At 47.9% G+C, this 26,147-nt stretch carries 17 protein-coding genes; 6 read left to right on the forward strand and 11 right to left on the reverse strand.

From position 1 onward, the window contains the following. Positions 1 to 283 precede the first annotated feature (283 nt). The 3 genes from WH46_RS02875 to WH46_RS02885 all read left to right on the forward strand — a co-directional run bounded on the left by WH46_RS02875 (position 284) and on the right by WH46_RS02885 (position 5,186). Positions 284 to 1,450, forward strand: a complete 1,167-nt coding sequence (locus tag WH46_RS02875) for a GNAT family N-acetyltransferase (protein WP_046225608.1) — start codon at positions 284 to 286, stop codon at positions 1,448 to 1,450. Between the two features lie 200 nt (positions 1,451 to 1,650). Further along, a complete protein-coding gene (locus WH46_RS02880) occupies positions 1,651 to 3,390 on the forward strand; it encodes an ABC transporter ATP-binding protein (RefSeq protein WP_046225609.1) in 1,740 nt (579 codons plus the stop codon). Beyond that, positions 3,387 to 5,186, forward strand: coding sequence for an ABC transporter ATP-binding protein (locus WH46_RS02885; RefSeq protein WP_046225610.1), 1,800 nt, complete (start codon positions 3,387 to 3,389; stop codon positions 5,184 to 5,186). The genes WH46_RS02880 and WH46_RS02885 overlap by 4 nt, the downstream gene beginning before the upstream one ends. Before the next feature lie 129 nt (positions 5,187 to 5,315). On the opposite strand, the gene WH46_RS02890 is transcribed toward WH46_RS02885, so the two are convergent. Then, positions 5,316 to 5,726 (reverse strand): MerR family transcriptional regulator, encoded by a 411-nt coding sequence (locus WH46_RS02890; RefSeq protein WP_231584271.1) that lies wholly within the window; start codon positions 5,724 to 5,726, stop codon positions 5,316 to 5,318. Positions 5,727 to 5,910: 184 nt separating this feature from the next. On the opposite strand from WH46_RS02890, the gene WH46_RS02895 reads away from it, so the two are divergent. Then, complete coding sequence (locus tag WH46_RS02895; RefSeq protein ID WP_046225612.1) at positions 5,911 to 7,023, forward strand: NADH-dependent flavin oxidoreductase; 1,113 nt, start codon at positions 5,911 to 5,913, stop codon at positions 7,021 to 7,023. 205 nt (positions 7,024 to 7,228) lie between these two features. Here the strand turns inward: WH46_RS02895 and WH46_RS02900 are convergent, their stop codons facing one another. From WH46_RS02900 to WH46_RS02925, 6 genes are all read right to left on the reverse strand, one after another. Next, entirely contained in the window at positions 7,229 to 8,584 is a 1,356-nt protein-coding gene (locus WH46_RS02900; RefSeq protein ID WP_046225613.1) for a RodZ family helix-turn-helix domain-containing protein, read from the reverse strand. A 510-nt stretch (positions 8,585 to 9,094) separates the two neighbouring features. Continuing rightward, positions 9,095 to 10,015, reverse strand: a complete 921-nt coding sequence (locus WH46_RS02905; RefSeq protein ID WP_046225614.1) for a hypothetical protein — start codon at positions 10,013 to 10,015, stop codon at positions 9,095 to 9,097. 310 nt (positions 10,016 to 10,325) lie between these two features. Next, on the reverse strand, positions 10,326 to 13,193 hold the full coding sequence (locus tag WH46_RS02910; RefSeq protein ID WP_046225615.1) for a CHASE3 domain-containing protein: 2,868 nt from the start codon (positions 13,191 to 13,193) through the stop codon (positions 10,326 to 10,328). A 176-nt stretch (positions 13,194 to 13,369) separates the two neighbouring features. Beyond that, positions 13,370 to 14,938, reverse strand: a complete 1,569-nt coding sequence (locus WH46_RS02915) for a response regulator (RefSeq protein ID WP_046225616.1) — start codon at positions 14,936 to 14,938, stop codon at positions 13,370 to 13,372. Position 14,939: 1 nt separating this feature from the next. Next, on the reverse strand, positions 14,940 to 16,826 hold the full coding sequence (locus WH46_RS02920) for a cache domain-containing sensor histidine kinase (RefSeq protein WP_046225617.1): 1,887 nt from the start codon (positions 16,824 to 16,826) through the stop codon (positions 14,940 to 14,942). 159 nt (positions 16,827 to 16,985) lie between these two features. After that, complete coding sequence (locus WH46_RS02925) at positions 16,986 to 17,873, reverse strand: LysR family transcriptional regulator (RefSeq protein ID WP_046225618.1); 888 nt, start codon at positions 17,871 to 17,873, stop codon at positions 16,986 to 16,988. 162 nt (positions 17,874 to 18,035) lie between these two features. Between WH46_RS02925 and WH46_RS02930 the strand changes: the two genes are divergently transcribed. Next, the gene (locus WH46_RS02930) at positions 18,036 to 18,782 is read left to right on the forward strand and encodes an acetoacetate decarboxylase (protein ID WP_046225619.1); all 747 of its coding nucleotides are present in this window, start codon (positions 18,036 to 18,038) and stop codon (positions 18,780 to 18,782) included. A gap of 13 nt (positions 18,783 to 18,795) precedes the next feature. After that, positions 18,796 to 19,836: a ketopantoate reductase family protein gene (locus WH46_RS02935; RefSeq protein ID WP_046225620.1), complete on the forward strand. Its 1,041-nt coding sequence runs from the start codon at positions 18,796 to 18,798 to the stop codon at positions 19,834 to 19,836. A 213-nt stretch (positions 19,837 to 20,049) separates the two neighbouring features. Here WH46_RS02935 and WH46_RS02940 read toward each other — a convergent pair whose 3' ends face one another. The 4 genes from WH46_RS02940 to mmsB all read right to left on the reverse strand — a co-directional run bounded on the left by WH46_RS02940 (position 20,050) and on the right by mmsB (position 26,115). Continuing rightward, entirely contained in the window at positions 20,050 to 21,711 is a 1,662-nt protein-coding gene (locus WH46_RS02940) for an extracellular solute-binding protein (RefSeq protein ID WP_046225621.1), read from the reverse strand. 97 nt (positions 21,712 to 21,808) lie between these two features. Continuing rightward, a complete protein-coding gene (locus WH46_RS02945; RefSeq protein ID WP_017812750.1) occupies positions 21,809 to 22,696 on the reverse strand; it encodes a carbohydrate ABC transporter permease in 888 nt (295 codons plus the stop codon). 938 nt (positions 22,697 to 23,634) lie between these two features. Then, complete coding sequence (locus WH46_RS02950; protein WP_231584273.1) at positions 23,635 to 24,543, reverse strand: ABC transporter permease; 909 nt, start codon at positions 24,541 to 24,543, stop codon at positions 23,635 to 23,637. Between the two features lie 357 nt (positions 24,544 to 24,900). Then, a complete protein-coding gene (gene mmsB / locus WH46_RS02955) occupies positions 24,901 to 26,115 on the reverse strand; it encodes a multiple monosaccharide ABC transporter permease (RefSeq protein WP_017812746.1) in 1,215 nt (404 codons plus the stop codon). Positions 26,116 to 26,147: the final 32 nt, after the last annotated feature.

Genomic DNA, 26,147 nt, shown 5'->3' on the forward strand with positions numbered 1-26,147 from the left:
ACCGCTGCTTCTCCAAAGTATGCTTGGTGCTTGGTGCTTGGTGCTTGGTGCTTGGTGCTTGGTGCTTGGTGCTTGGTGCTTGGTGCTTGGTGCTTGGTGTGTCAGCTAGTATAATCCTGTTCTCTTGCTTATGGAGAACAGGATTTTTTTTGGGAAACTTTGCCGGATAGGATCGTATTCGGGGATCAACTACGGTATGCTAGAGTTATAGCGCTTTAACATTGACTATCCGGTCTGTCTATTGGATAGTCTTCTCTATTACCGACAACCAGGAGGTCCTACCATGATACAGATTCGAAGAGTACATATACACGAACTGATGCAGGCTGCCGAGCTGGCAAATGATATTTTCTGCGAGCCGGATCATCGTCATATGGAGACATCGTTCCCTACTCTGTTCCATCCCGGTATGAGTCATTCTTACGGTGCATTTACTGAACAGAACCGGTTGGTATCCTTTATGGGGTTGGTTCCGGTACAGATTCAGGCGGGTGCGCATGTATTATCTGCTTTTTCGATTGGAGCGGTATGTACCCATCCGGATTATCGCGGTCAGCGATTGGCTGGACAACTGCTGGAGCGATGCCGTCAACATGCCCGTGAATCGGGAGCATCCCTCCTGTTTATTTCCGGCGACCGGTCATTGTATACCCGTGCAGGCAGCCAATTTTTCGGACAGATTAGTCAGGCGATTCTCTCATCGGACAGCCTGACGGATCTGCCAACCTCTTCTTCATGGGAGGTGCGGGATATGCAGGCAGAAGATATTTTTGCTGTTCATACGCTTCTCCGGTCGCATAGCTCTTACGTGCACATGAGTCTGGCCGAGCTGCAGCAGCTGATTGAAGCTGCACCTGTCGCCCATATTCGTGACCAGCAACAGCATATCCGGGTAGCTACAGCTCCGGGTCAAAATAATATTGCCGCTGTCAGCATCTTCTCCATACCGCCTGATAATACAGAGGCTTCCCATCCCACCGACTCTGCCTCATCTACAGCAGAACGTCGTGGAGAAGTACTGGAATGGGGCGGTCAGCAGGAAGCTGTACTTGCGCTCTGGCAGGACGCTACTTCCTCGTATACCCTGTCTTCTCTGACTGCTTCGATCCCCTGGCAGGAAACGGCGATGATCCAGATAGTACAGGATGTCGGCGCAGCCATATCCATTATTCCGAATGGAGGGACAGTGATGGTGGCCAGCGGAAATACACTGCTCGCCCAAACCGGTCTGATCGCCGATCCGGCAGCTGACCATGCTTCAATATATTTCTCTATTGAAGACGAAGACCGTCACTATATGCTTCATACTCCGCAGGGTTCTTATCCTGTCCCGGGCAATCAGGCTTTGTGCTCTCTGTTATTTGATCCATCTTCCACTGCCATACAGGAAGCAGGAATATCGGTCCCTGCTATCCCACTGCCTTATATGTACGGATTATATTTTATATAAGTTGTGACAGCTAGTTACACGCATTTCTCCATGTCCTCTTGCCTATTATGAAGCCTTCTTGCCGGCATTCTGATTCTTTTCCAGGAAGCCTGTTCGCAGGCTTCTTTTTCCAATGCGATAAAACTGCAATCCTCCGTCCCATTTTGGTTTAAATGAATAGAGAAAGGTAACTGGATCAGTTCGCAGAAAGAAGGAAGCCTATGAAGGATCGAAGTATACTTACAGATTATGTACGTGAACACTGGCCACACTATCTTATGGCGGTTGTGCTGATCATTCTGTCCAATATTGCCCAGGCTGCGCTGCCGAGAGTGCTCGGGCAATTTACGGATGCCCTACTCGCCGGAAGTATCCGTTATGAGATGATCATTGACTACAGCCTGATTCTCGCAGGGATCGGGATCGCCTACAATCTGCTGTTCGGAGCAGGGCAGTTCTCGGTTATGCGTCTTGGACGCAAATTCGAGTTTGCGATGCGGCAGAGCCTGTTCCGCAAATTTGCTACACTGAGCGAGCACTACTTTTCCCGCCAGGGTACAGGCAAGCTGCTCAGCTCCATGACCAATGATGTCACCTCGGTTCGTGAATCCATCTCAAATGGAATTACCATGACGACCAATGCGATTTTTCTTTTTCTATCCTGTCTTGTGATGATGCTGCTCAGCCATATTCCGCTCTATCTGATTCTGGTCAGCATCGTGCCGATGGTGGCGATTCCGTTTTTGGTCGTGTATTTTGGACCACGTATTCGCAAACGGTCGATGAGCGTACAGGAATCGCTGGCGGATATGACCGAATCGGCTGAGGAGCAGCTGCGCGGGATTCGGGTCACCAAGACTTTTGCCATTGAGCCCACTGCCCGGCAGCGGTTTGGCAGTACCGTCGATCAGATCCGGGATAATCAGCTGCATCTGGTACGTATGTCTTCGCTTTTTCAAGCGACTGTGCCTTTTCTGGGAGCTTTATCACTGGTCATCTCGCTCATGTACGGCGGTTATCTGGCGATTCAGGGTGACATTACGATCGGTAACTTTATCGCATTGACGCTCTATCTGCGCATCATGTCCGGTCCGCTCCAGCAGATTGGTAACGTGATCAATATGATGCAGCGTTCCAGTGCCTCGCTCGATCGGGTCAACCGCCTGCTCGGCGAACAGCCGGATATTCAGGATGATGAGAACGCGCTGCCGCTGGCGGCTTCGCCCGATCTGGAGCTGCGCGATCTGACCTTTACGTATCCGGGCAGTGAGCGTCCTGCTCTCTCCGGTCTGAATGTGCATATTGCCAGCGGACAGACCGTCGGCATTGTCGGCAAAACCGGCAGCGGCAAAACGACTCTCGTCAAGCTGCTACTGCGCATCTACGATCCGCCTGACGGTACGATTCTGCTGGGCGGGACCGATGTGCGCCGTATCTCCATCAACAGCCTGCGTTCCCGGATCGCCTATGTACCGCAGGATGGATTCCTGTTTAGTACAACGATCCGTGACAATATTGCTTTTAGCGACCGGGATATTTCGCTGGAAAAAGTAGAAAATCATGCCCGCCAGGCGATGATCTACGAACCAATTACCCGCTTTCCCGAGCAATTCGAGACCCGGCTGGGTGAACGCGGCATTACTTTGTCCGGTGGACAGCGCCAGCGTACCAGCCTGGCACGCGGTCTCGCCAAAACCGGACCGATCCTGATCCTGGATGACAGTATGAGTGCTGTTGATGCCGTCACCGAGACCGGCATCCTGCAGAATCTGGTGCAGGAACGCCAGAGCCGGACGACGATCATCATTGCGCACCGGATCAGTGCAGTCAAACAGGCGGATTGGATTATCGTGATGGATGAAGGACGGATTGTACAGCAGGGCACACACCAGCAGCTGCTGAATGAACAGGGTATCTATGCATCCATGTATCAGCTACAGGAAGAAGGTCTGCATTCATGAGCAAATCAAACTCCGGTCCGCCGGATGCTTCGCGGTACGAAGCATTACGGGCCATTCTGCGGTATGCCCGGCCGCACCGGCTGACCTTTATTGGAATATTCTTTGCTACCATACTCGCTATCGCTGCCGATCTGGTGCAGCCTTATCTGGTTAGTATCGTAATCGATGATCATATCGCAGTCGGACAGAGCGGACTGCCCTTTCTGACCGGTATGGCGCTGATCTATCTGGGACTCGCCATCGTCAGTCTGATCTTCACCTATATTCAGAGCAACCTGCTTCAATATGCCGGACAGCATATTGTTGCCAGTATCCGCAAAGATTTGTTTGGGCATATTTCCCGGCTATCGATGAGTTTTTTTGACCGTTCCAGCAGCGGCGGACTGGTTACCAATGTATCCAGTGATACAGAGACGATCAGTCAGTTTTTCACCCAGGTGCTGCTCAGTCTGATCCGGGATGGTATGATGCTTGTTTTTATTATTTATTTCATGTTCCGGCTGGATACGACGCTCGCCTGGTACTCCATGCTGACACTGCCCATTATTGCTACACTGGCCATTCTGTTCCGTAAACGGCTGCGTGAAGTATATCAGTATGCACGCAGCCGACTATCCCGGCTGGTCGCTTTTACCGCGGAGAATCTGTCCGGGATGGGACTCATCCAGATTTTTCATCAGGAAAAGGAACAGACCCGCCGGTTCACCGAATTCAACAGCGATTACTGGCAGGCCAATGTGCAGCAGCTCAAATCCAATGTACTGTTCAATCGTACCTTTGATGTACTCGGCAATATTGCGCTGGTATTGATGGTCTGGCTGGGTGGCGTCGCGGTATTCGACAAACAGATGGAAGTCGGCGTGCTGTACGCTTTTATCAGCTATATCCGTCAGTTCTTCCAGCCGATCAACCAGATTACGATGCAGTGGAATACATTTCAGTCCACTATGGTATCGATGGACCGAATCTGGCGCATCCTGCGCATTCAACCGGAGATTCGCGATCCCGAACCGCAGCAGGCAGCTAGTGTACAGCTGGAACAGGTTCAGGGTAAAGTAGACTTTAATCATATTACATTTGGCTACACCGAAGGTCAGACGATTCTGCCCGATCTGGATCTGCATATTCGCCCGGGTGAAATGGTAGGTGTCGTCGGTACGACCGGCGCAGGTAAAAGTACACTGATTGCACTGCTCAATCGGTTCTATGATGTGCAGCAGGGCTCTGTAACAATCGATGATCAGGATATTCGCCAGATTCCGCAGGAGCAACTGCACCGGATCGTGGGATTGATTCAGCAGGAGCCCTTTCTGTTCTCCGGCTCTATCATCGACAATGTACGGCTGTTCCAGGAACAGGTCACCCGTGAACAGGTCATTGAAGCCTGTCGCTTTGTGGGTGCACACGAGATGATTATGAAGTTGCCCCAGCAGTATGATACCCGTTTATCCGAACGGGGCAGCGGATTATCTGCAGGAGAACGTCAATTGATCTCCTTTGCCCGGATTGTTGTTTTCCGGCCACGGGTATTGATCCTGGATGAAGCTACCGCCAATCTGGATTCCCATACCGAACAGCTCGTTCAGGAAGCCCTACAGACCGTCTCCGAAGGCCGGACGACGATCGTCATCGCTCACCGACTGTCCACAATCATGCATGCCGACCGGATTCTGGTCATGGAACATGGCGAGATTGTCGAACAGGGGACTCATGCGAAGCTGCTGGCACAAGGCGGGATTTATGCCGAATTGTATCGGCATGCCAGACAGGCCGGACACGATGCCGCCGAAGCTTGATCGGGTTCGACGATTGCCGCCTACCGTTATTCCAATACAAATAACCTTGCATGCTTATTCTCGTATAGCTGGCATGCAGGGTTATTTGTTGTGTAGTCAGACTTCGAAGACAACTTGATCGGAGTATCCTCAATTCAAAGCGCTTGATCCCATGCCATGGCATTTAAAGACATGATTTGGATTTTTCTCGATCTCGTCTTTTTGAAGATCATACATGGCCAGTTTGTAATTGATTTCTTCCAGATGCTTCAATTCTTCTTCGATATGTTTTTGTATTTCTAATTTATGAAGCTTTAGCATCTCCTGTCTTTCCACAAAGGTGGCATTCCCCGCTTCAAAAAGCCTCTGGTATTCTTTAATTTTGGCGATCGACATTCCTGTTTCGCGGAGACAACGGATAAAAGCAATCCAGTCCATATTTTGCTGGGTGTAGATTCTTCTGCCCTTTTCATCCCGGGATATGTTACGCAGTATGCCCTGTTCTTCATAAAATCTTAGCGTTTTGGCAGAAATATTGATATTCTCCACTACATAGTTCATTGAATACACCAATATGATACCTCCTTCTAGTTACAGTAACTGTAACTAGAGCATAGCATGATAATCAAATATAAAGCTATGTATAGTGCTCCAAAGCCACAAAAAAATAAGCTTTACTTCCCCTATAGTCAACCTTCTACAATCGTTATTGTCAGGAAAATATAAAATAAAGAGGGATAACCGTATGAATACAAAATACAGCAAATTATTTGAGCCACTTACTTTTAAAAGTGGAATAACCATTAACAACAGAGTCGTTATGGCGCCTATGACAACATGGGCAAGCAACGATGATCTTACCGTATCGGATGAAGAAATCCGCTATTATCAAGAGCGGGTACAGGGCGTGGGACTTGTCATTACCGGATGTACGCATGTTACTCCGAATGGACAGGGTTTTACGAATGAATTTGCTGGATATGATGATACATTTATACCAAGTCTGCGAAGATTGGCGGAAGCCACCAAAAGTGGAGGCGCACCTTCCCTATTACAGATTTTCCATGCAGGCAATAAAGCCTTGCCCGAATTGGATGTGGTGAGTGCCAGTACGCTACCGGCTGAATCGACTGCGCTAGGCGCAACAGCAGCAGCAAGAGAACTGTCCCATGAAGAGATTCTCTCGATCATTCAGGCATTTGGAGATACCACGAGAAGAGCGATTGAAGCGGGATTTGATGGCGTAGAGATTCACGGAGCACATGGATTTTTGATCCAGAATTTCTGGTCTCCTTCCACTAATCAACGGACAGATTTATGGGGCGGAACGCTTGAAAACCGGCTTCGTTTTCCACTGGCGATTATTGAAGAAATCAAGGCGATAATCAAAAAGCATGCCACCCGTCCGTTTATGATAGGATATCGCCTATCACCAGAAGAATCATCCAAACCCGATGGCCTGCGTATGGCAGATACCTACGAATTAATAGATTTCCTGGCCAAACAGGATTTGGATTACATCCATGCTTCGCTGGATCATTTATCCTCCAAGCCTGTAGACAGCCAGGATGATAAAACAAGACTTGAATTGATTCTGGAAAAGGCCGACGGCAGAGTGCCTGTACTCGCAGCAGGTTCTGTAGTCACCGCCGATCAGGCTATCGAACATATCGAAGCGGGATTGACTCTTATTGCTCTCGGACATACCTTAATCATGAATCCCGATTGGGTGGAAAAGATAGAAGCCGGACGCGAATCCGAGATCACTTCCGAGCTGAATATTTCCCGTATTGCACTTCCGGAAAAACTTTTACAAATTATACAGGCCATGCCGGGGTGGTTTAGTATAAGCAAGTAACGCGAAGAGTTTGCTTACTCTCACAGGAGCCTACCGGGTAATACAGCTGCCGGTTCATCGCGGGGTATTTTTTCTTTGGAGTATCCTTTCTTTTTCGAAGACTATTTTTTAATTATAAAAGCCTGTATCTCTACCGGTTCTCCTTCATGACCGAAGGTGATTTACCGTTAGCGATACAGGCTTTTTCAAGAAAGATATATTCATTTTATTTACGCAGTCCACCTACCAGATTCTTGGTTGCGGAAGTAGTCGTATTCACTGTAGTCGCTGTCGCTGTCACCGTGGTATTGACGACACCTGTCAATGTACCCGTAATAGTTGTTGGCGCTGCTGTTGTAGTGCTTGTTGGTGCTGGTGTTGTAGCAGGACTGGCTGATGCAGTGCTGGTAGATGTAGCGGTGCTCGGTGCCGGGCTCGTTGTTGTATTGGTAGACGTTGTTGTACTGATTGGAGTAGTTGTAGAGCTTACCGGTACTGTTGTGCTGCTCGTTGGTATAGTCGTGGATGCTACTGGTACAGCTGCAGTCGGGCTGCTACTGGTAGTGGATACTGGTGCCGGGCTGGTAACTACCGGTGTTGGCTCAGGCGTGATACTGGTTACAGCAGCAGATACTGGGCCGGATTGGCTGCTCGTTGCAGGTGAAGACGTCTCTGCAGCTGGTGCTGTATTGGCTGTATTACCACTGCTTATGGTTGTTGATGTGCCTTCTGTTGTGCTGGAGTTTGATGTAGGTGCAGTTGAATTAGAAGCTGCTGGTTGGCTGGCTGTGGACTCCTGCGCAGTGTTATTAACCGGTTGCGGCTGAACAACTGCTGCGGCTTCCTGATGTTGTGGCGTATAGGCTTCGACTTTGACAGCTTCAGTTGCACCTGCTATCTTGCTCTCCGTCTGGGTCCCAATCGTTGTAGAAGCTACTCCCTGCAGCGTTCCATTTAATACAGAACTCACTGCAGCACTGGCTGTTTTGACCGCTGCACTGCCAATCTGATTTGTATAAATCCCTGCACTGTTAACAGCAGAAGATTTTTTGTCAGCAGAGCTGGTTCCCGTAACCTGTTCTGCGAATTTCTGACCATAGGCCATTTCCACGTATTTAGTGTAGGATTCCTTGCTCATTTCCAACTTCAATTGATGCAGCTTGGAAGTAACCGTCATCTGTCTATCATCGGCCTGCACTTTAAATCCTTTACTGAATAGATCTTTAACCGTCTCTTCATAGTTTTCTTTATTCAGAGCCAGATCATGATCATTACCAATATCGTAAAAATGATGACTGGTGAATGCTTCCTTCATATGGGTAGCAATTTCCTGATTTCTTTTTTGCTGCTTGTCAAAAAACTCATCCCGGTCGGTGTCGCGTCTTTCTTTTTGCTTCATTTCTTCACGGTATTGCTTTTTATCTTCCATTTTCTGTTCAACAGGAGACAGCTTCTCTTCTGTTGCGACTGCCGTATCGGTTGGGTTTGCCTTGATTGGATCTGCCATATCCTGCTGCTGGGACATATAGGATGGCCGAATAGAATTGCTGACATTGTAACTTGCTGCAGATGTGATATTCATGGGGTTATTCTCCTTTGGGTTGTTAATATATGAATCCAATTCTGGATAGGCGGCTAAGGATAAAGATAATGCGTATTTCTATTTAATATACATAACAGGTATATTGTTCCACTTATATTGGTAATAATTTACTATTTATCCAGTTGGTTATCAAGGGACTTTAGTCTATAAATTGTAATTATTAACCATTTTTGATAATTCGATGTAAAACCCTTTACTGGAAAGGGTTTGGAAAATTATTTTTGCTTTTTCATTCTTGTTTTCAATAGACTGTACACACTTATGCAATTCAAAAGTCGAAAAATGACGGTATTTTTTTCGAAAAAAACTTTTCTTTTCACTATAAATCGTCAAGCATATGTAGTTCTTAAGACTTATAATAATAATCTATATTAAAAAGCCTCACATTATCCTAACAGGATCAACATGAGGCTTGCCATATACATATTCTTCAATGCATGATTATAGCTCTACAATAAAATGAAAAATGCTATTCTACAGAATTATAAATTACAACAGACCCGGTATTAATGTGGTTTTGCCATTATTTGTTCCTTTTGTTCCGCTTGTAGCAGTTTCATTGCCAGAAGTAGACGCAGTCGGGCTGCTTTTTGTATCTGTTGATGCAGGTGCAGAGGTTGTAGATTCAGCCTGTGGGGTGGCAGAAGTTGCAGCAGGCTCTGACGATTCATCGGCTGTACGCGTTACCGGCTGCCGGGAAGGCTGCATAGCTCCTTCTTTGTCATTTTCTGCTTCATGGGATGGTGAAGCTGTTGCTGGCGGAGTATACGTACCTGTTGATAAATAACCACCTGTAACACTAGTGGATGAGCCAGTTGAAGATTCGGTACGCATGTCGGCACTCTCTTCTGCTGGTGCGGAACTGTAAGAAGTATTGACATACTGATCATAGGATTGCTTGCTGATCTCCAGTTTGAGCTGATGCAGCTTGGAAGAGATACTAAGCTTATCCTCTTCCAGCTTGACCTGGAATCCACGTGCAGCCAGGTGTTTGACAGCTTCTTCGTAATTATCTTTGGTGATCGGGAGATTAGCCTGCGCGCCCATCTGAATATAGGCGTTTTGTACCAGCATATCCGAAGCAATTTCGTTACTCTCTTCATTCTGCTTCTGCTGATTCTGCAGGAATTGATCGCTATCTTTCTGTTTGGTTTCTTTGATACGATCTTCCTTTTTGTAACGTGTCTGTTTTTCGAGCTTATGCTCTTCAGCCTGCTTATCCTGATTCTTCTGATCTTCCATCTTATGATCTTTGGCTTTTTGTTCTTTGGCCTTTTCAGCCTGTACCTGCGGATCTTCGGTCCCTGCAGTATAGACAGTATCTGACTGCGATTCAGTACTTACTGTGTTTTTGGGATAGTAAGAGGATGTACCGGAAGATGGATAATTAACGGCAGAGCTTATATTCATACTGATTCTTCCTTTCGGTAATATTAGCCGGAGAAGGTTCCTCTTATTATTCAGCTATTATCCAACCCCTGTTTAGATAATCGAAAATAATAATACTTCCGTTCACCCACTCCAATCTGTAGTCATTTAAGCCCATATATTCGTGAATGAATTAGGGTATTTAGACCTACAATTGTATTATCGGATGATATTCAAACTTTTTAATAAGTAACTAAGTCATTTTGTATATTTAACGATAATTTTTGCTGATTGTCCATAAAAAAAGAAGTTTGCGGACCCAAAAGGTCGCACAAACTTCGCTTGTGGTGTATTAACGTGTAGAATATCGAACATTGGTCTGGTGCAGCCAGTAACGAATTCGCTGTAATACTTCCTGCATTTGCAGCGGTTTGCTCATATAATCGGTTGCTCCAGCCTGGATACTCTTCTCTCGATCTTCCTTCATTGCTTTGGCAGTGAGTACAATGATCGGTACATCTGCATAACCATAAAGGTTACGAACCGTCTTCATCGTCTCATAGCCATCCATCTCCGGCATCATGATATCCATCAGAATCAGATCGATATGTTGATCCATATGCAGAATTTCCAGTGCATCCCGGCCATTCTGGGAGATGACAATATTCATATTATAGCGCTCCAGCATACTGGTCAGCGCATAGACATTACGGATATCGTCATCGACGATCAGGATCTTTTTGCCTGCCAGAATCTCTTGTGTTTCTGCTGGCGGCTGTGGAGTCAGCAGATCCTGCACAGATTCAAAGGTGGTCGGACGCTCGGCAAGTGTAATCTCTTCTTCTACAATCTCCGCTTCGCGTACTTCCGATTCATACGTAAATGTATAATTTTCGTATGAATCCGCCGATACCATATGACCTTCATCCATAAATACTGTGCGATTCAGATGCAGCGGTTCATTAAGGTCGAACATCTCATTCTCCGTATGCGGATCGGTGACCGCACATGGGATATAGAATGTAAATGTACTGCCTTCGTTCAGCTTGCTCTCTACATTGATCTCGCCGCCGAGCAGATGGGCAAGCTGGGAAGAGATCGACAGTCCCAGACCAGTACCGCCGTATTTGCGGGCTGTGGCACCATCAGCCTGACGGAATGCTTCAAATATCACCTGACGGTTCTCGGAAGAGATACCGATACCTGTATCGCTCACACTAAAGGCGATCATCGGCTGACTGCTCTGATACTCAGAAGTCTGCACCCGGCCTACCTTCTCGACGGTCATGGTTACGCCGCCGGTCTGAGTAAATTTGAATGCGTTGGACAATAGATTACGCAGTACTTGCTGAATACGCAGCTCATCCGAATAGATGATATCCGGTACATTATCTTCCACATGTACTTTGAAATACAGATCCCGCAGGGAGGCCGTTTCCTTGAAGCTTCGCTCCATTTGTTCTGCCATCGAGCTCATACTGATCGGATTGATCTCGATCTGCATTTTACCGGCTTCTACTTTGGACAGATCAAGAATATCATTGATCAGATTCAGCAGATCCTTACCGGAAGAGTGAATGATCGAAGCATATTCCTGTTCTTTAGAAGTGAGTGTATTGCTGCTGTTCTCGGATAGAATCTGGGAGAGGATCAGCATGCTGTTAAGCGGCGTGCGCAGCTCATGCGACATATTTGCCAGAAATTCCGATTTGTAGCGCGAGCTGACCTGCAGCTGCTGGGCATATTTATCCAGCTCGATCGCTGTACTCTCGGCCGCCAGCTTGCCCTGCTCGAGACGTTCATTGAGTATTTGTTGTTCTTCTGCTTGCATTTGCAGTTCTTCGGTCTGTGCCTGCAGCTCTTCGGACTGCACTTGCAGTTCTTCCGATTGCACCTGCAGTTCGTGGTTCAGCGACTGGGAATCTCTATACAGCTGCTCCACTTCCATACGCATTTTGACCGAATTCAGGGTAACTGCAAAAATATCGATTAGCTGCTGCAGAAGTGCATGCTCTTCGGAAGTGAGCGGATTAACGAGAGCGAATTCAGCCACAGCGATAACCTTGCCTTCAAAAATAATCGGAGCAGCGATCATTGCCTGCAGTTCCGTGCTACCCAGTCCCGAGCTGACGATTCGGGTATACCCTGCCGGTAAAGGATACATCTCCAGTACACGACGTTCGGTAATACACTGACCGGCTAGCCCCTCGCCCTGTCGAATATGCTGAAGGGCGATATCCGCATCATGACTTTCTACTGCAAACGAAGCCGTTTTGTTCCAATCTTCCTTGCCCTGATCGACATAAACGACGCCATAAGGTGCTTTGAACCATTTGTTTACTTTGGTCAGCAGTACCGAAGACAATACATGAATATCTGTTGATTCCTGGAACTTGGTAGCTGCTATAGCGATCTGGTCCTTGACCCAGTTCTCATGCTGTACATGATCCAGCAATCCATTAGCCGCTTCTCCCAGATCTCCTACTTCATCCGCAGTCTTGATCTCTACCCGCTTGTTCAGATTACCGCCGGAAGCGATATCATTGACCGTCTCGGTAACATCCTTGATCGTCCGTACGATCCGGTTCGAGATCAGCAGCGCAGTAGCAATCGATACTGCAGCCAGTACCGCCCACAATATCATCATGATATTCAGCAGTCGTTCATTGCTGGCTGCCGTATCCTCAATTCGTGCTGCTGTTAACATTTTCTCATTGGTGCGGAATGCATCCAGCTCTGTCCGCAGCTGGTCAATCTGCTGCTTGCCGGGATCGCTGGCGAAAAATGCCGTTACTGCGGCATTATCTCCTTCACGCTTGAGATCAATCACTTTGTTCCCTGCTTCATTGACCCATTTCTGAATACCTGCCTTGATTGTATCCAGATTGCTTTGCTGTAGAGAGTTATTTGCTACCAGGGAATACAGCTCGTTATAGTCCGACTCCCACTGCACGGCAGCATCATTATATGGCGTCAGATAGCTCTCGTCGCCAGTCAGCGCATAGCCGCGTTGTCCGGTCTCCATATCCAGCACATGCTTTTCCAGTGCGTTGGTCAGATTATGCACTTCCAGATCATGATCATTGATATAACGATTCTCTGCTTCCAGCTGGCTCATCCGGCTGGACATCATCGTCAATACAAGGCCAAGACACAGGATAATGACAATATAACCGGCTACAATCTTGGTGCGTATACTCCACTTTGCGCTTCTAAGCACAAGAACGCCTCCAGTATGTTCTCAATATTCGTCACTCTGTCACAGACAAAGATGCTTTTGTTGGTTACCCAACTATTTTACTTCAAATAATTTATATTGCAAACGAATAATCAATAAGTAAATATTTTTCCAAATATTTCATAATTAGGTATGATTAATATGTCGGTCAAAATTTCTTATAATGTAGAGCGCAGCAGCATTTTAGCCCTATAGTCCTGTGGTGAGATGCCTTCTAGTTCACGGAATACACGGGAGAAATGACGGGTGTTCTCAAAGCCGACCATTTCACCGATATCCGCCAGTTTCCATGGACTGTCCGCCAGCAGCTCCTTGGCTTTGCCAATACGTATTTTTTTGAGATACAGCACAAAGTTCTCGCCGGTATAGGCTTTGAATGCTTCACTAAAATAAGAATAATTCAAAGATACGTGGTTGCTCACCATCGCCATATTCAGCGGCCGGTCATAATGGGAGTGTATAAACTCCACCGCTTCCCGAAGCTGACGATGTTCACTGTGTACAAGCCGAAGCTTACTGATATAGTCATCCAGACAAATAAGCAGACTCTCCAGATCCCGGTAATATTCCCGAAAATACCGGTAACGCTGCAAGCTGCACGTTCGCTGATACAATCGTATAATTTCAATAGAAGGCTCTCCATAATGACGGAATACCTCATCCATGATCGACTCGTTGATCTGACGGGATACTTCCTCTACATAACGAACAGTCAGTCCGGGCAGATCATCGACATGAAAAATCGCCTGCAATCTACTGCTGATCTCTTGATTACGCCCCGTACCAAGAATATTGCCAAGCAGCCGGATCTGCTCATCCGGCAGTTCCAGCGAAATCGGATCTGTCTTGGCAGGTTCATAACCAAGCAGGTAGACTCCCGGATAGAAAAAGCCCTGCTCCAGCGCCATACAGGCTTCCCGGTAATAATGTGCCAACCGATCCGTCCCTTGTCCTCTTGTACTTATACCAAACTGTAATCCGTATACTTCTCTACGAACAGCCGCTTCCGCCAATGACTGCATCAGAGTCTGCTCCTGCTCGGGTACGATCCACACCAACCGTTCCTCCCGGTCATGCAATTCTATTACAGCAGACAGAGACTGTTCAGCCAGTCGTTCCAGCAGCAGCTTTAATTCCTGACGGCTGACCGGCTGACCCTGGATATCCCTGTACTGAAATACACAGACATGATAATCCGTCGGAAGCATATGCGCTGATCCTGTAGATTCCGTAGATCGCCTATTATCGACAGGGTGCTCATACAGCAAAGTACATAGCTGCTCTTCCTGTAGCTGCTGCCGATATCGGGCGGCCTCTTCCAGCTGACGACCGACCAGATCCTGCTGCTGCAGTTCTTCACTAATACGCTGCAGCGCTTCAAACAGATCTTCACGGCGGATCGGCTTAAGCATATACTCACGTACCTGATAACGGATCGCGGCTTTGGCATATTCAAAATCATCATAGCCGCTCAATACAATGACACAGGGTTGTACAATCGATTGTCTCATCGCGCGCAGCTGTTCCAGCATGCCGATTCCGTCCAGCACCGGCATTCGGATATCTGTGATAAGGATATCTGCCGGCTGCACTTGGAGTCGCTCCAATGCCTCCTGACCATTACGAACACCGTGAGTCTCATAGCGGCCGGGAAATTCGCGTTCAATCATTACCTGTAGTCCCTGCCGGATATTCTTCTCATCATCCACGATCAATAATTGTCTCATATCAGTTACCTCCTCCTGCCTGAATCCGTTTGGGCAGGATCAGTTCCACCTGCGTGCCCAATCCGGCCATACTATGAACCTGCAGACCATATTGTTCCCCATAGAATAATCGTATTCGCCGCTCTACATTTTGCAGACCAATACCCGTAGTTCCCCGTGCTTGTAGGACCGGTTCATCATGAAGCTCTTCCTGACGGATTCCGGCTTCACGTATACGTGCACGCAGCTGTTCCAGTTCCGGCCCTGGAATGCCTTTTCCATTGTCCTGGACGATGATCGTTATGACTCCGTCCTCCCGCTGAACAGAGCGGATCAGCAGATAACGAACGTCCGCCGACTCCTCCCATGCATGTTTGAAAGCATTCTCCACCAGTGGCTGCAAAGACATCTTGAGCAGCATCAATTCCCGATCAGCCGGGGCAATATCCAGTTCCAACTCGACCGGCTCGTCATAGCGTATATTCATTACATCTATATAATTGCAAATATGGCGCAGCTCTTCTTCCAGCTTCACGTATTCTCCGGTCCACTTGAAGTTGTAACGCATCATGCCGCCCAGCGAAGTAAGTGCATCCGAGATTTGCCGCTGGTTCTCGATCTCGGCCAACATTTTGATATTTTCGAGCGTATTGTACAGAAAATGCGCATCAATCTGACTGTACAGCGTTCGCAGTTCGGCTTCCTTCATTAATGCCTGCTTGCGTACAGCCTGGGCAATCAGTTCATTAATCGTTCCATTCATCCGGTTAAAATGATAGACCAGCTCTCCGATCTCCCCGCCGCCATCTACCTGAACGACGGGCGGAAATTCACCTCTGCGCATCTGCTTCATCGCATGAGTCAGTTTGCGCAGATTTTTGAGAATAAGCGAGTTGGCTGCATACGTAATCAGCGACACCAGTACGATAAATCCCACCGTCGCCAGTATGATCAGATTGCGAGCCCGTCCGGTATCCTGCAGCATTTTCTCCAGGGATACCACATAGACGAGACGGGCACCGAGACGCTCCACCGGTATACTCGTCAGTAGATAGGATTGCCCATCTGCCCTGTACTGGGCAGATAGTTCACCGGTTGATAGACGCTGCGAATCGGCAGCAGTGAACAGGCGATCTGCCAGCCGGTTATACAGATTCTGTTCGGTATAGGGCGAGACATGACCTCCTCCTGCATCAAGCAGCAGCATTCGCGAGTTATCTTCCTGACTCTGACCAAAAGTCAGTGGAGCCAGATCAGACAGGCGCATATCGACCTGAATCATGCCCGCATGATGACCACGCGGCAGTTCCAGCTCCCGCAGCAGCGACAGTTTGGGCGGATCGGGTTCCAGCGCGCGGCTGCTGTCTGCCCGCTCAAGTGACAGATCACTCCGCTGCATGTACCAGGCTTCCCGGTCACCAAGCCCTCTGGCCAGGCGATACCAGGGCGCATTAACAATACGATTTTCATGCAGAATAATCGGCCAGATCTCATACGTATTCGTACTGTTGCTGTACAGCCGCAGATGAAGCAGCGATGGATTATTCATCTGGATCTGGGCGAGCCGCGCATACGAGTTAGCATTGAATTCGATCAATTCGGCTGTAGGAGTATCTTCATCCTCGGTCAGATACTGGATAACTTCCTGATCCGATACTGCCAGCTGTGCCGCCCGCTCCATCGTCTCGATTTGCGTCATAATGGTCTGCTTCTCGTTTTGAAGGGTATCCATACTTTTGAGCCGGGTATCCTGTATATAAGTCGTATTGATCTGCTGATAGGAATAATAGGAAATGCCTGCCGTAGGCAGCAAAATGACAACGATATAGGCGATAATCAGCCGAACCTGCAGCGACAGACTGTTGAGCCGTCTGAACAGGTCTCGTAGCCTGTTACGCAATGAATTCAAAACGGCAGCTTCCTTTCCATCAAATATAAACGCTTACATTATACTCCTATTGTAACTCAATATATTGTAAAAAGAGTAAAAAATTAAGCTGACGCTCCCTGAGAATAGATATATGCTGCGGATTATAGAAAATGGGGTTCTTGTACAGACAGGATCTATTTAATGCAGCTTGAACATATCCTGATTGTCCCGATAGTACCGGATAATAAAATCACGAAAGCTGCCGGCTGAAGTAGACAGCAATTTATTTTTGACCCAAAACAGGCTGACCGAATACGTGGGCGATAAATCAGCAATCTGAATATAATCCAGCTGCAACTGTCGACAGACCGAAACCGGCAGCAGCGTAACGCCCTGATTCATCTTGATAATTTCGGAGAGCAGGTAGGAATCCACCTCGAAAATACTGTTGGGAACAAAGCCTGCTTGTTCACACAGATTTTTGATAAATGCACTATATTCTTCATTGTCAGCGAGCGAGATAAAAGGCTCCTGGGCTACTTCGGTTAACGAAAGTTCCGTTTTGCCGGACAGACGGTGATTTATAGGCAACACCAGTACAATATCTTCATCCACCAGTAAGCAGCTCTCGATCTCCTCATCTTCGGTGGGGTGACCTGCGATGCCCAGATCAATTTCTCCTTTTTTGAGGCAGGAGATAATATCACTTTTCATTTTGATTCCCTGATGAACATTGGCTGCCGGAAATTGATTGATATATTCGGTAATCAATTTGGAGAGGAATCGGGGATTGGAGATGGAAATACGAATCGTACTCGAAATCAGCTGCTCCTCGGATTGTATTTCTTTCTGTGCATTTTCCAGCTCCATAAAAATCCGGTCCACATGCCGGAGCAGAATTTGTCCGGAAGCACTTAATTGAATATTCCTTCCCTTTCGAATAAACAGGCTGGTTCCCAGTTCATTTTCCAGTCTTTTGATCGTCAGACTCAAGGAAGGCTGAGCAATATTTAACTGCCTCGCCGCTTTGGAAATATGTTCGGTATACGCAGCGGTCTGGAAGTATTTAAGCTGCAGCAATTCCAATCGATACACTCTCCTTATTTATCCTGATAAATGTAGTTATACTTTATTATGTATTAGATTATATGTAAATAAAGACGTAAAATAAAGAAAGACAATATAGAAACAGCATTATAGATGACTGCCCTGGGCAGCAAATAAACAGGCGAAAGGAAGCGTGTACTGATGAAAATTGATGTGAATAATACATTCGAAAATTTTAACACTCCATTAACCGCACCGGCCTATCCTGTTCCAACCTACAAATTCGTTAACCGTGAGTATTTGAACATTATTTATCGCACAGATGAAAAAGCGCTGCGTGAAGTGGTTCCGGAACCACTGGAGATTGTAGATCCGCTGGTAAAATTCGAAGTTATGTGGATGCCTGATGTCTCCGGACTCGGCGCCTATACCGAAGCAGGACAGGTGATTCCGGTTCGCTACAATGGCGAAGATGGTGATTACGTACATTCTATGTATGTAGATAATTTCCCGGCGATTGCCAGCGGCCGCGAGCTTACCGCCTATCCCAAAAAGCTGGGCGCGCCCAAGCTCTATATCGATTCGGATACACTAGTAGGCACACTAGATTACGGCAGTCTGCGCGTTGCTACCGCAACTATGGGCTTCAAGCATTTTGAGATGGATAAGGAAGCTGCCAAGCGTGAAATCTGCCGACCTACCTTTATGGTAAAAATCGCTACCGATTATGCAGGTGAACTGCGGATCTGCGATCTGGTACGCACACAGATTACCGATATCACTGTCAAAGGTGCCTGGAGCGGCCCAGCCCGGCTGCAATTGTTCGAGCATGCTCTTGCCCCGCTAGCTGATCTGCCGGTACGGGAGATTGTCTCGGCTTCTCATATCCTGACCGATCTGACACTGAATGCGGCACGGCCTGTATATAACTATCTGGAGAATAAATAAGGAGGAACTGAAGATGAGAGTAGCTATACTGGGAGCAGGTTCCCTTGGAACTATCGTCGGAGCGTATCTGAGCGCCGGCGGTGTGGATGTTGAATTAATCGATACGTATGAGGCACATGTGAATGCCCTGAATCAGACAGGAGCCAAAGTAGTCGGTACAACCGAATTCGTAGCCCCTGTCAAAGCAGTAACTCCCGATCACAAATCCGGACAATATGATCTGGTTCTGCTATTGACCAAGCAGCTGTATAATGACTCGGTTCTCCAGGAACTTCTGCCTTTCTTGCATGAGGAGAGCGTAGTCTGTTCGCTGCAAAACGGGATTCCCGAGCAAAATGTTGCTGCAATCGTAGGTGAACACCGTGTAATTGCAGGCTCGGTAGAATTTGGGGCTACCTTTATGGAACCGGGCATTTCCAAATTGACCACCGAATATACCCAATTCAAAAATTACGCTTTCCAGATCGGTGAACTGAATGGCGAAATGACCGAACGTATTCAGCGTATCCAATCTGTACTGGAGCTGGTCGGCGGAACGCATATTTCCGATAATCTGGTAGGTACCAAATGGTCCAAACTGCTGATCAATAACGCTTTTAGCGGATTGTCGGCAGCACTGAACGGGGAATACGGTGACATTCTGGATCACGAGACAGCGATCACCAGTGCCGTTCACATCGCGGATGAGACGATCAAGGCAGGACATGCAGCCGGTGTGACCTTTGCCAAAATGGGCGGATTCGATATCGCTTCTCTGGAAGTGCACAGCGAGAAAGATATTCCCGAGCGAATTCAAACGTTCCGCATGGTGATGGAACCATCCCGCCTGCTAAAAGCAAGCATGCTGCAGGATCTGGAAAAGAAACGCAAAACCGAAATCGAGTATATCAATGGAGTCGTGCCGCGTATTGCTGCCGTACATGGGATTCCAACTCCATTTAATGATAAAGTCGTTCAGCTGGTTCAGGCCGCGGAACAGTCTCAGACGGTACCTGATTTTAATACCAATATTCAGGCATTCGCAAAGCTGCTCCACATGCAAAAAGTAATGTAACTGCAGCAGCCGATCAGCATACCAAGTTGGCACATCATGTATAAATAGAGCCAAAAAATCGATTAATACCAAAATACCGCCGAAGCAGTCGTCCAGACTACTTCAGCGGTATTTTTTGGTTGTTCTGATCGTACTGCATTGTCCGTATGGATTAGGCTGGTCATGCCACCCCGTCCGCTACAATATAGGAACATGGGCAAGCATCGAACCGGATTATTTTTTATTCAGCTTGGCCAGATTCTTCTCGTATTCAGCCTGCTGATATGCCTGAACTTTGGACAGTCCGTATTCTTCCCGCTTGCTCAGATAATCCTGGAAAATCTGGTCGAACTCGGCGTCCGAGGAAGCCAGCAGCAGTTTGGGCAGTGTCTTGCCCCATAGCTGTCCGATCTTCGTATTGATAATACCTTCCGGAGAATTACCGGTCGGATTGAGCTGGTCAAACTCGGAGCGGCTGACTGTTTTGCCTTTGGTCCACTCTTCCATCTGTTTGAACGGCTCGACACTTTCCGGCTTCCACTGGTCGGTGATATTGGTGTTCATCTCCATCCAGTATTTGTGGGAAGCGCCATACTTGGTATCAAAAGCCGAACGGTCGCTGTTCAGCGTCTTGAGTACTTCCGGCTTGAATTGCGGCTTGCCATTCACCATATCGTACGTTACGCCTTCTTCACCCATGTACATATCTTTTTGTCCCTCTTCACTGATCATATACTCCAGGAACCGGATCGCTCTTGCCTTATCTTTAACGTCCTTGGAGATTAGGGTCAGCGTCCAACCGGAGATTACCGGACCATTCAATACCGGCTCATCCATATTCGCATTGGCAGGTCCATCTACCGCAATATATACCGAATTGGGATCATTTGCATACAGCGCGTTCTGCTGGGTATTAAAGTCACTGCGTTGATACAACATCGCAAAGTAACGTCCCTGCGCAATTTTCTCTTCCATTTGTGACCGCTTGTCGATAAAGATATCCTTGGCCAGCAGACCTTGCTGATTCGCCTGGCGCAGCGTCTTCAGCCAGCGCAGATATTCCGGGTCGGTCGTCCGGTCATACAGCTTGCCGTCTTTTTCCATTGGCAGTGCGAGGAAGTTCTGCAGATAGCCCTCCAGCGAATAATTGCCGTTCTCGGTAAATTCATGCAGACCAAGCGGTATCAGCGGCTGACCATTCACCTGCGGAAACTTCTCTTTAGCCATTTCCAATGCCTTCAGGAAGCCTTCCGGTGTACGCATATCCGGTTTGCCCAGCGCTTCGTACATGTCTTTACGCACGACGAACACCTGATTGGACAGATAGTTTTTGCCGTACTTGGCAAAGTCCGCCGGTGATGAGGAAGCATTTGGATAACCATATACATTGCCATCCGGCTGGGTGTACCAGGACAATTTAGCCGGATCAGTCACTTTGTAAAAGTATGGATCATACTGGTCGGCCAGTTCATTGAGCGGCAGTACCAGTTTGCCTTCGATCATCTTCTTCACCGCATCTTCACTCCAGGCAAGTGTAATAAAATCAGGCAGCTTGCCGGAGGCGATCATCGTATTCAGTTTCTCGTTTTCATTTCCTGCCGGGACGATAAAATTGAGGCTGACACCGGTCTTTTTGGTAATATACTGGCTTGTTGGATCTTTGCCCCAGTCACTCCCGGTGTACCAGGAGAAGTTCATATACCAGTCAAATGTAATCGGTGACGTATCTGCTTTCCAGCCCGGTTCATTGGCGGATGCCTGCTTGACAGGCGTAGCATTCTCGCTGGCGCTCTGGCTGCCGCCACCAAAATAGGAACAGGCCGTTGTCAGCGTCAGCAGGCTCGCGGTTACGACAGCCAGTGCTGGTTTGTACCATCGGGAAGCTTTAATTTTCATACAATTACCCCTCTCTGTGTGTAACGGATGAATGTATATATACAAAATGCTGGTCATGCGGTCCAATCGGCTACGTATCTACGACTCCATTCGAAGCTTAGCCCTTGATGGAACCGATCATCATACCTTTGACAAAGTACTTTTGCAGGAACGGATAGACGAATACGATAGGCAAAGTCGTAACGACCATCGTCGCCAGCTTGATCGACTGGGAAGTTACCGACCGGTTGATGCCGCCTGGGACAGCTGCCAGCATCTGATTAGAGCTGGATTCGGCGACCACGCGGTACAGATATGTCTGAATCGGCTGCAGTGTCGTATCATTCATATAGATCATCCCGGTAAAATAATCATTCCATTGGTAGACACCATGGAATAGCGCAATGGTAGCGATAACCGGCATCGAGACCGGCAGGACCACCTTGAGGAAAATCGCCCAGTCATTCGCTCCATCGATTCGTGCTGCCTCTTCCAGCCCTTCAGGAATCTCCCGGAAAAAGGTCATAAAGATAATAAGATCAAAAAAGCTGAACATCGCCGGGATAATATACACCAGAAAATTATCGAGCAGATTGAGATCTTTCATCAGCAGGAATGTCGGAATCAGGCCACCGCTGAAAAACAGTGTTACCGTACCGATCCAGATGTATACCTTGCCTCCGATCAGTCCGCGCCGGGACAATGCATAGGCGACCATCGCGGTGAAAAATACATGGATCACTGTACCGATCAACGTCTTGGCGACGGTAATCCACATCGCCTGCATAATACCTTCACTCTGGAATACCGCACGGAAGCTCTCCAGACTGAATATACGCGGCCACCAGTAAATTCCTCCCCGCATGGCATCCGTACCTTCATTCAGTGCATTAATCAGCACGTACCAGATGGGATACAGGGTCAAAAAGCAGATCGCCAGCATCAAAATCATATTGCAGGTATCGAATATCGCTTCGCCGCGTGTGCGACGGGCTGCATTTAACATCACACTGGCTCCTTTCCTTGGAGAATATGCTGCTTTCGGCGCTTTTGCGAGTGGGAGGTTAGGAGTGGCGGTTGGCTGGGCTGAGGGGAAGCGCTGCGGGAAGGGATTGGGGAGCGGGCTCCTGTTAAGCCTGGATATCCTGAAATGGGGTAAAGCAGTGGATATCCAGGCTTAAATGTCGCCCTTTTCCCCAATTCCCTTCCCTCCGCTCCGTGCCTCACCCCATCTACGCCTCTCCTGCCCCCACTCGCAAAGGCTTCTGCAAGCTGTTGTTGTGGGTTGTACATTTGAAACATATAGATGTACAGGGATTATTGGGTGATGCTATTGATGATGGAGATGGATTGGTGTTATTGATTAGTTGGTGCTAGGGATTGCTGGTTGCTGGTTGCTGGTTGCTGGTTGCTGGTTGCTGGTTGCTGGTTGCTGGTTGCTGGTTGCTGGTTGCTGGGGTTGCTGGTTGCTGGTTGCTGGTTGCTGGTTAATTGTGAATGGATATTGAGCTGTGTCCAGTGCTTTTTTGGTTTTTTTGTTTTTTTTGTTTATGGTAAGGATGGCTAGCTAGCTGTACGGCTGTAATGGCTGATGACCGCATTACTTGTATCTTTATTGCACAAATACTTTTAGTGAACTCCTGATCTCAGACTGGATTTTGATTCTCGTTAGATTTTGATTATCGGCTCAATTTCTAAGAAGCACATCCTGTCCTCCCTGCACGGAGCGAAGGAATTGGAATTTGTATTCAGCAGCGGAGCGGCCTTATTTAAGATCGGATATCCTCCGCTGCAAGCGGAATTCAGGGATATCGGATCTTAACGGAGGGCAGAAGACAAATCCAATTTCGGAGCGTCTGATCTCAGGCTCGCCATCTTTTCAGACATAATTTCCAATTGTCGTCTTAGATCACATCAGCACTCGCTTCCATACACTGCAATTCGTTAGAACAGTGAAGTGTTGTTCAGCCGCTTGGTCACCTGATTCGCAATGAGTAGCAGAATCAGTGCGATGATGGACTTGATGAGTCCAATCGCAGTGGAATATGAGAACCGTCCGGACAGTAGACCGGTCTGGTACACGTAAATGTCGATGACGTTGCTGGCACTTTCGTTCAGCGAGTTGCGCAGCACCAGAATCTGGTCAAAGTTGGAATTGAGTACGCCGCTTACCGCCAGAATGAACAGGATCGCGATCGTGCTCTGGATACCCGGCAGCGTGATATACCACATTTTCTGAAAACGTCCGGCACCGTCAATTGTGGCGGCTTCGTACATTTCCGGGGAGACGCTTGCCATGGCGGCCAGATAGATGATTGCAGACCAGCCGAGCTCTTTCCAGATATCCGAGATAATAACGATTGCCCAGAAGTACTGCGACTCTGCCAGATACGAGATCGGCTGATCGATGAGATGCAGCGCCAGCAGTACATTGTTGATCACACCTACATCTGCCAGCCATGTAGTCAAGATCCCGCCCAGGATGACCCAGGACAGGAAATGCGGCAGATACGAGATGGTCTGTACAGATTTCTTGAATCGGACCGAACGCAGTTCGTTGAGAAACAAGGCGAACAGAATCGGCAGCGGGAAGCCGATAAACAGCTTGATCAGGCTGATACCGAGGGTATTGCGGATTACATCCGGCAGGTTCTCGTCTTCCATAAAGGCACGGAAATGTTCCAGTCCGACCCACGGGGCGGCAGCAATGCTTTCGACAATATTGAACTCTTTGAAAGCAATAATGATGCCGTACATTGGAATATAGTTGAATACGAGCATCCAGACTACACCGAGCAGAGCCATAACCTGTAGATGACGCTGGGTATACAGACGGCGGAACCATCTGCGCATTCTACCGGATGTGGAAGTGCCTGTCTTGCGCTTTGTATCCGAGCCGGTCTTCACCTCGGTCTCCATACAACGACCTCCTTTTTACAATTATGTAAGCGATTACATTTATAGGTTCAATTATACCCAGATGTCAGAAGAGTTATAAGGTTCCATATTTCGTTTTGGGTGTCTCATTTTTCGGGTAGCCCTAGCCAGCCCAGAAATACCGACTACATGATTCTAAATTTGGCGTATGCAAAAAAACACTCCGGGACAAAAGGTTCTCTGTTCATACGAACGCAACCTTTTGTCCTGGAGTGTATCTGTGCATGATTTAATTAGGTTTTGCTATTATCGATCCATTGAGTGGACCTGGTATTAGTTGGAGCTTGTACCTTTGTTTTTGTTGTAGATATCGAATGCTACCGCCAGCAGCAGTACCAGACCTTTGATACCTTGCTGCCAGTCGATACCGAGACCGACCAGAGACATACCGTTGTTCAGTACGCCCATAACGAGTCCACCGATGATGGCTCCGAATACGGTTCCGATACCGCCGGAAGCAGACGCGCCGCCGATAAAGCAGGCTGCGATAGCATCCAACTCAAAGTTGGTACCGGCTCTTGGTGTTGCTGCATTCAGACGTGCTGCGAAGATCAGACCGGAGATCGCTGCGAGTACGCCCATATTTACGAATACCCAGAACGTTACTTTTTTCGTTTTGACACCGGACAGTCCGGCTGCCTTCTCATTACCACCGATCGCATAGACATGACGACCCATAACCGTTTTATTCATTACAAAGGAGTAGATGATGATCAGCAGGAACAGCAGGACGAGGATCGTCGGAATCCCTGCATAACTTGCCAGTACAAAGGTAAACAGGTTGATAATCGCAACCACTGCAATCAGCTTGGCGATGAACAGTCCCTGTGAACCGGTCGCAAAGTTGTATTTGCGCTGGGAAGCACGGTTGCGCAGCTCAGTCACAATGTACAGTACAGACAGCGCAATACCGGCGATGATCGCTACAATATTCGTTGCTGCATTGGTAAAGTCAGGTACAAAGCCGGAGCTGATCTTCTGGAAGCCGTTCGGGAATGGCGAGATGGACTGCCCTTCCAGCACGACCATCGTCAGACCGCGGAACAGCAGCATCCCGGCTAGCGTAACGATAAAGGCGGGAATTCGCACGTACGCGACCCAGAATCCCTGCCATGCGCCGATCAGTCCGCCGATGACGATGGATAGGATAACCGCGAGCACCGGGTTCATTTGCCAGTTGACCATGAAGATCGCGGAGATCGCTCCGACAAAGGCAGCGATCGAACCGACCGACAGATCGATATGCCCGGTGATGATAACCAGTACCATCCCGATTGCCAGCACCAGTATGTAACTATTTTGCAGGATCAGGTTGGTGATATTGATCGGCTTGAGCAGCAGACCTCCTGTTAGAATTTCAAAAAGCAGCATAATGAATACGAGTGCAATAATCATACCGTATTGACGGATATTTCCTTTGAACAACCTGCTAAATGCATTTCCTTTGTCGTTATCGTTGCCTTTGACCGGCTTGGTTATGCTGGACATGCTGATTAGCCCCTTTCGAATGGAATAGTGGG

It is taken from the genome of Paenibacillus dauci (assembly GCF_000971985.1).
Lineage (GTDB): Bacteria > Bacillota > Bacilli > Paenibacillales > Paenibacillaceae > Saccharibacillus > Saccharibacillus dauci.

What these genes read in the sequence shown, in the direction of transcription:
- WH46_RS02875 (WP_046225608.1), top strand. Translation starts at nt 284, where the DNA reads ATGATACAGATTCGAAGAGTACATATACACGAACTGATGCAGGCTGCC.
- WH46_RS02880 (WP_046225609.1), top strand. Translation starts at nt 1,651, where the DNA reads ATGAAGGATCGAAGTATACTTACAGATTATGTACGTGAACACTGGCCA.
- WH46_RS02885 (WP_046225610.1), top strand. Translation starts at nt 3,387, where the DNA reads ATGAGCAAATCAAACTCCGGTCCGCCGGATGCTTCGCGGTACGAAGCA.
- WH46_RS02890 (WP_231584271.1), bottom strand. Translation starts at nt 5,726, where the DNA reads ATGAACTATGTAGTGGAGAATATCAATATTTCTGCCAAAACGCTAAGA.
- WH46_RS02895 (WP_046225612.1), top strand. Translation starts at nt 5,911, where the DNA reads ATGAATACAAAATACAGCAAATTATTTGAGCCACTTACTTTTAAAAGT.
- WH46_RS02900 (WP_046225613.1), bottom strand. Translation starts at nt 8,584, where the DNA reads ATGAATATCACATCTGCAGCAAGTTACAATGTCAGCAATTCTATTCGG.
- WH46_RS02905 (WP_046225614.1), bottom strand. Translation starts at nt 10,015, where the DNA reads ATGAATATAAGCTCTGCCGTTAATTATCCATCTTCCGGTACATCCTCT.
- WH46_RS02915 (WP_046225616.1), bottom strand. Translation starts at nt 14,938, where the DNA reads ATGAGACAATTATTGATCGTGGATGATGAGAAGAATATCCGGCAGGGA.
- WH46_RS02930 (WP_046225619.1), top strand. Translation starts at nt 18,036, where the DNA reads ATGAAAATTGATGTGAATAATACATTCGAAAATTTTAACACTCCATTA.
- WH46_RS02935 (WP_046225620.1), top strand. Translation starts at nt 18,796, where the DNA reads ATGAGAGTAGCTATACTGGGAGCAGGTTCCCTTGGAACTATCGTCGGA.
- WH46_RS02940 (WP_046225621.1), bottom strand. Translation starts at nt 21,711, where the DNA reads ATGAAAATTAAAGCTTCCCGATGGTACAAACCAGCACTGGCTGTCGTA.
- WH46_RS02945 (WP_017812750.1), bottom strand. Translation starts at nt 22,696, where the DNA reads ATGTTAAATGCAGCCCGTCGCACACGCGGCGAAGCGATATTCGATACC.
- WH46_RS02950 (WP_231584273.1), bottom strand. Translation starts at nt 24,543, where the DNA reads ATGCGCAGATGGTTCCGCCGTCTGTATACCCAGCGTCATCTACAGGTT.
- mmsB (WP_017812746.1), bottom strand. Translation starts at nt 26,115, where the DNA reads ATGTCCAGCATAACCAAGCCGGTCAAAGGCAACGATAACGACAAAGGA.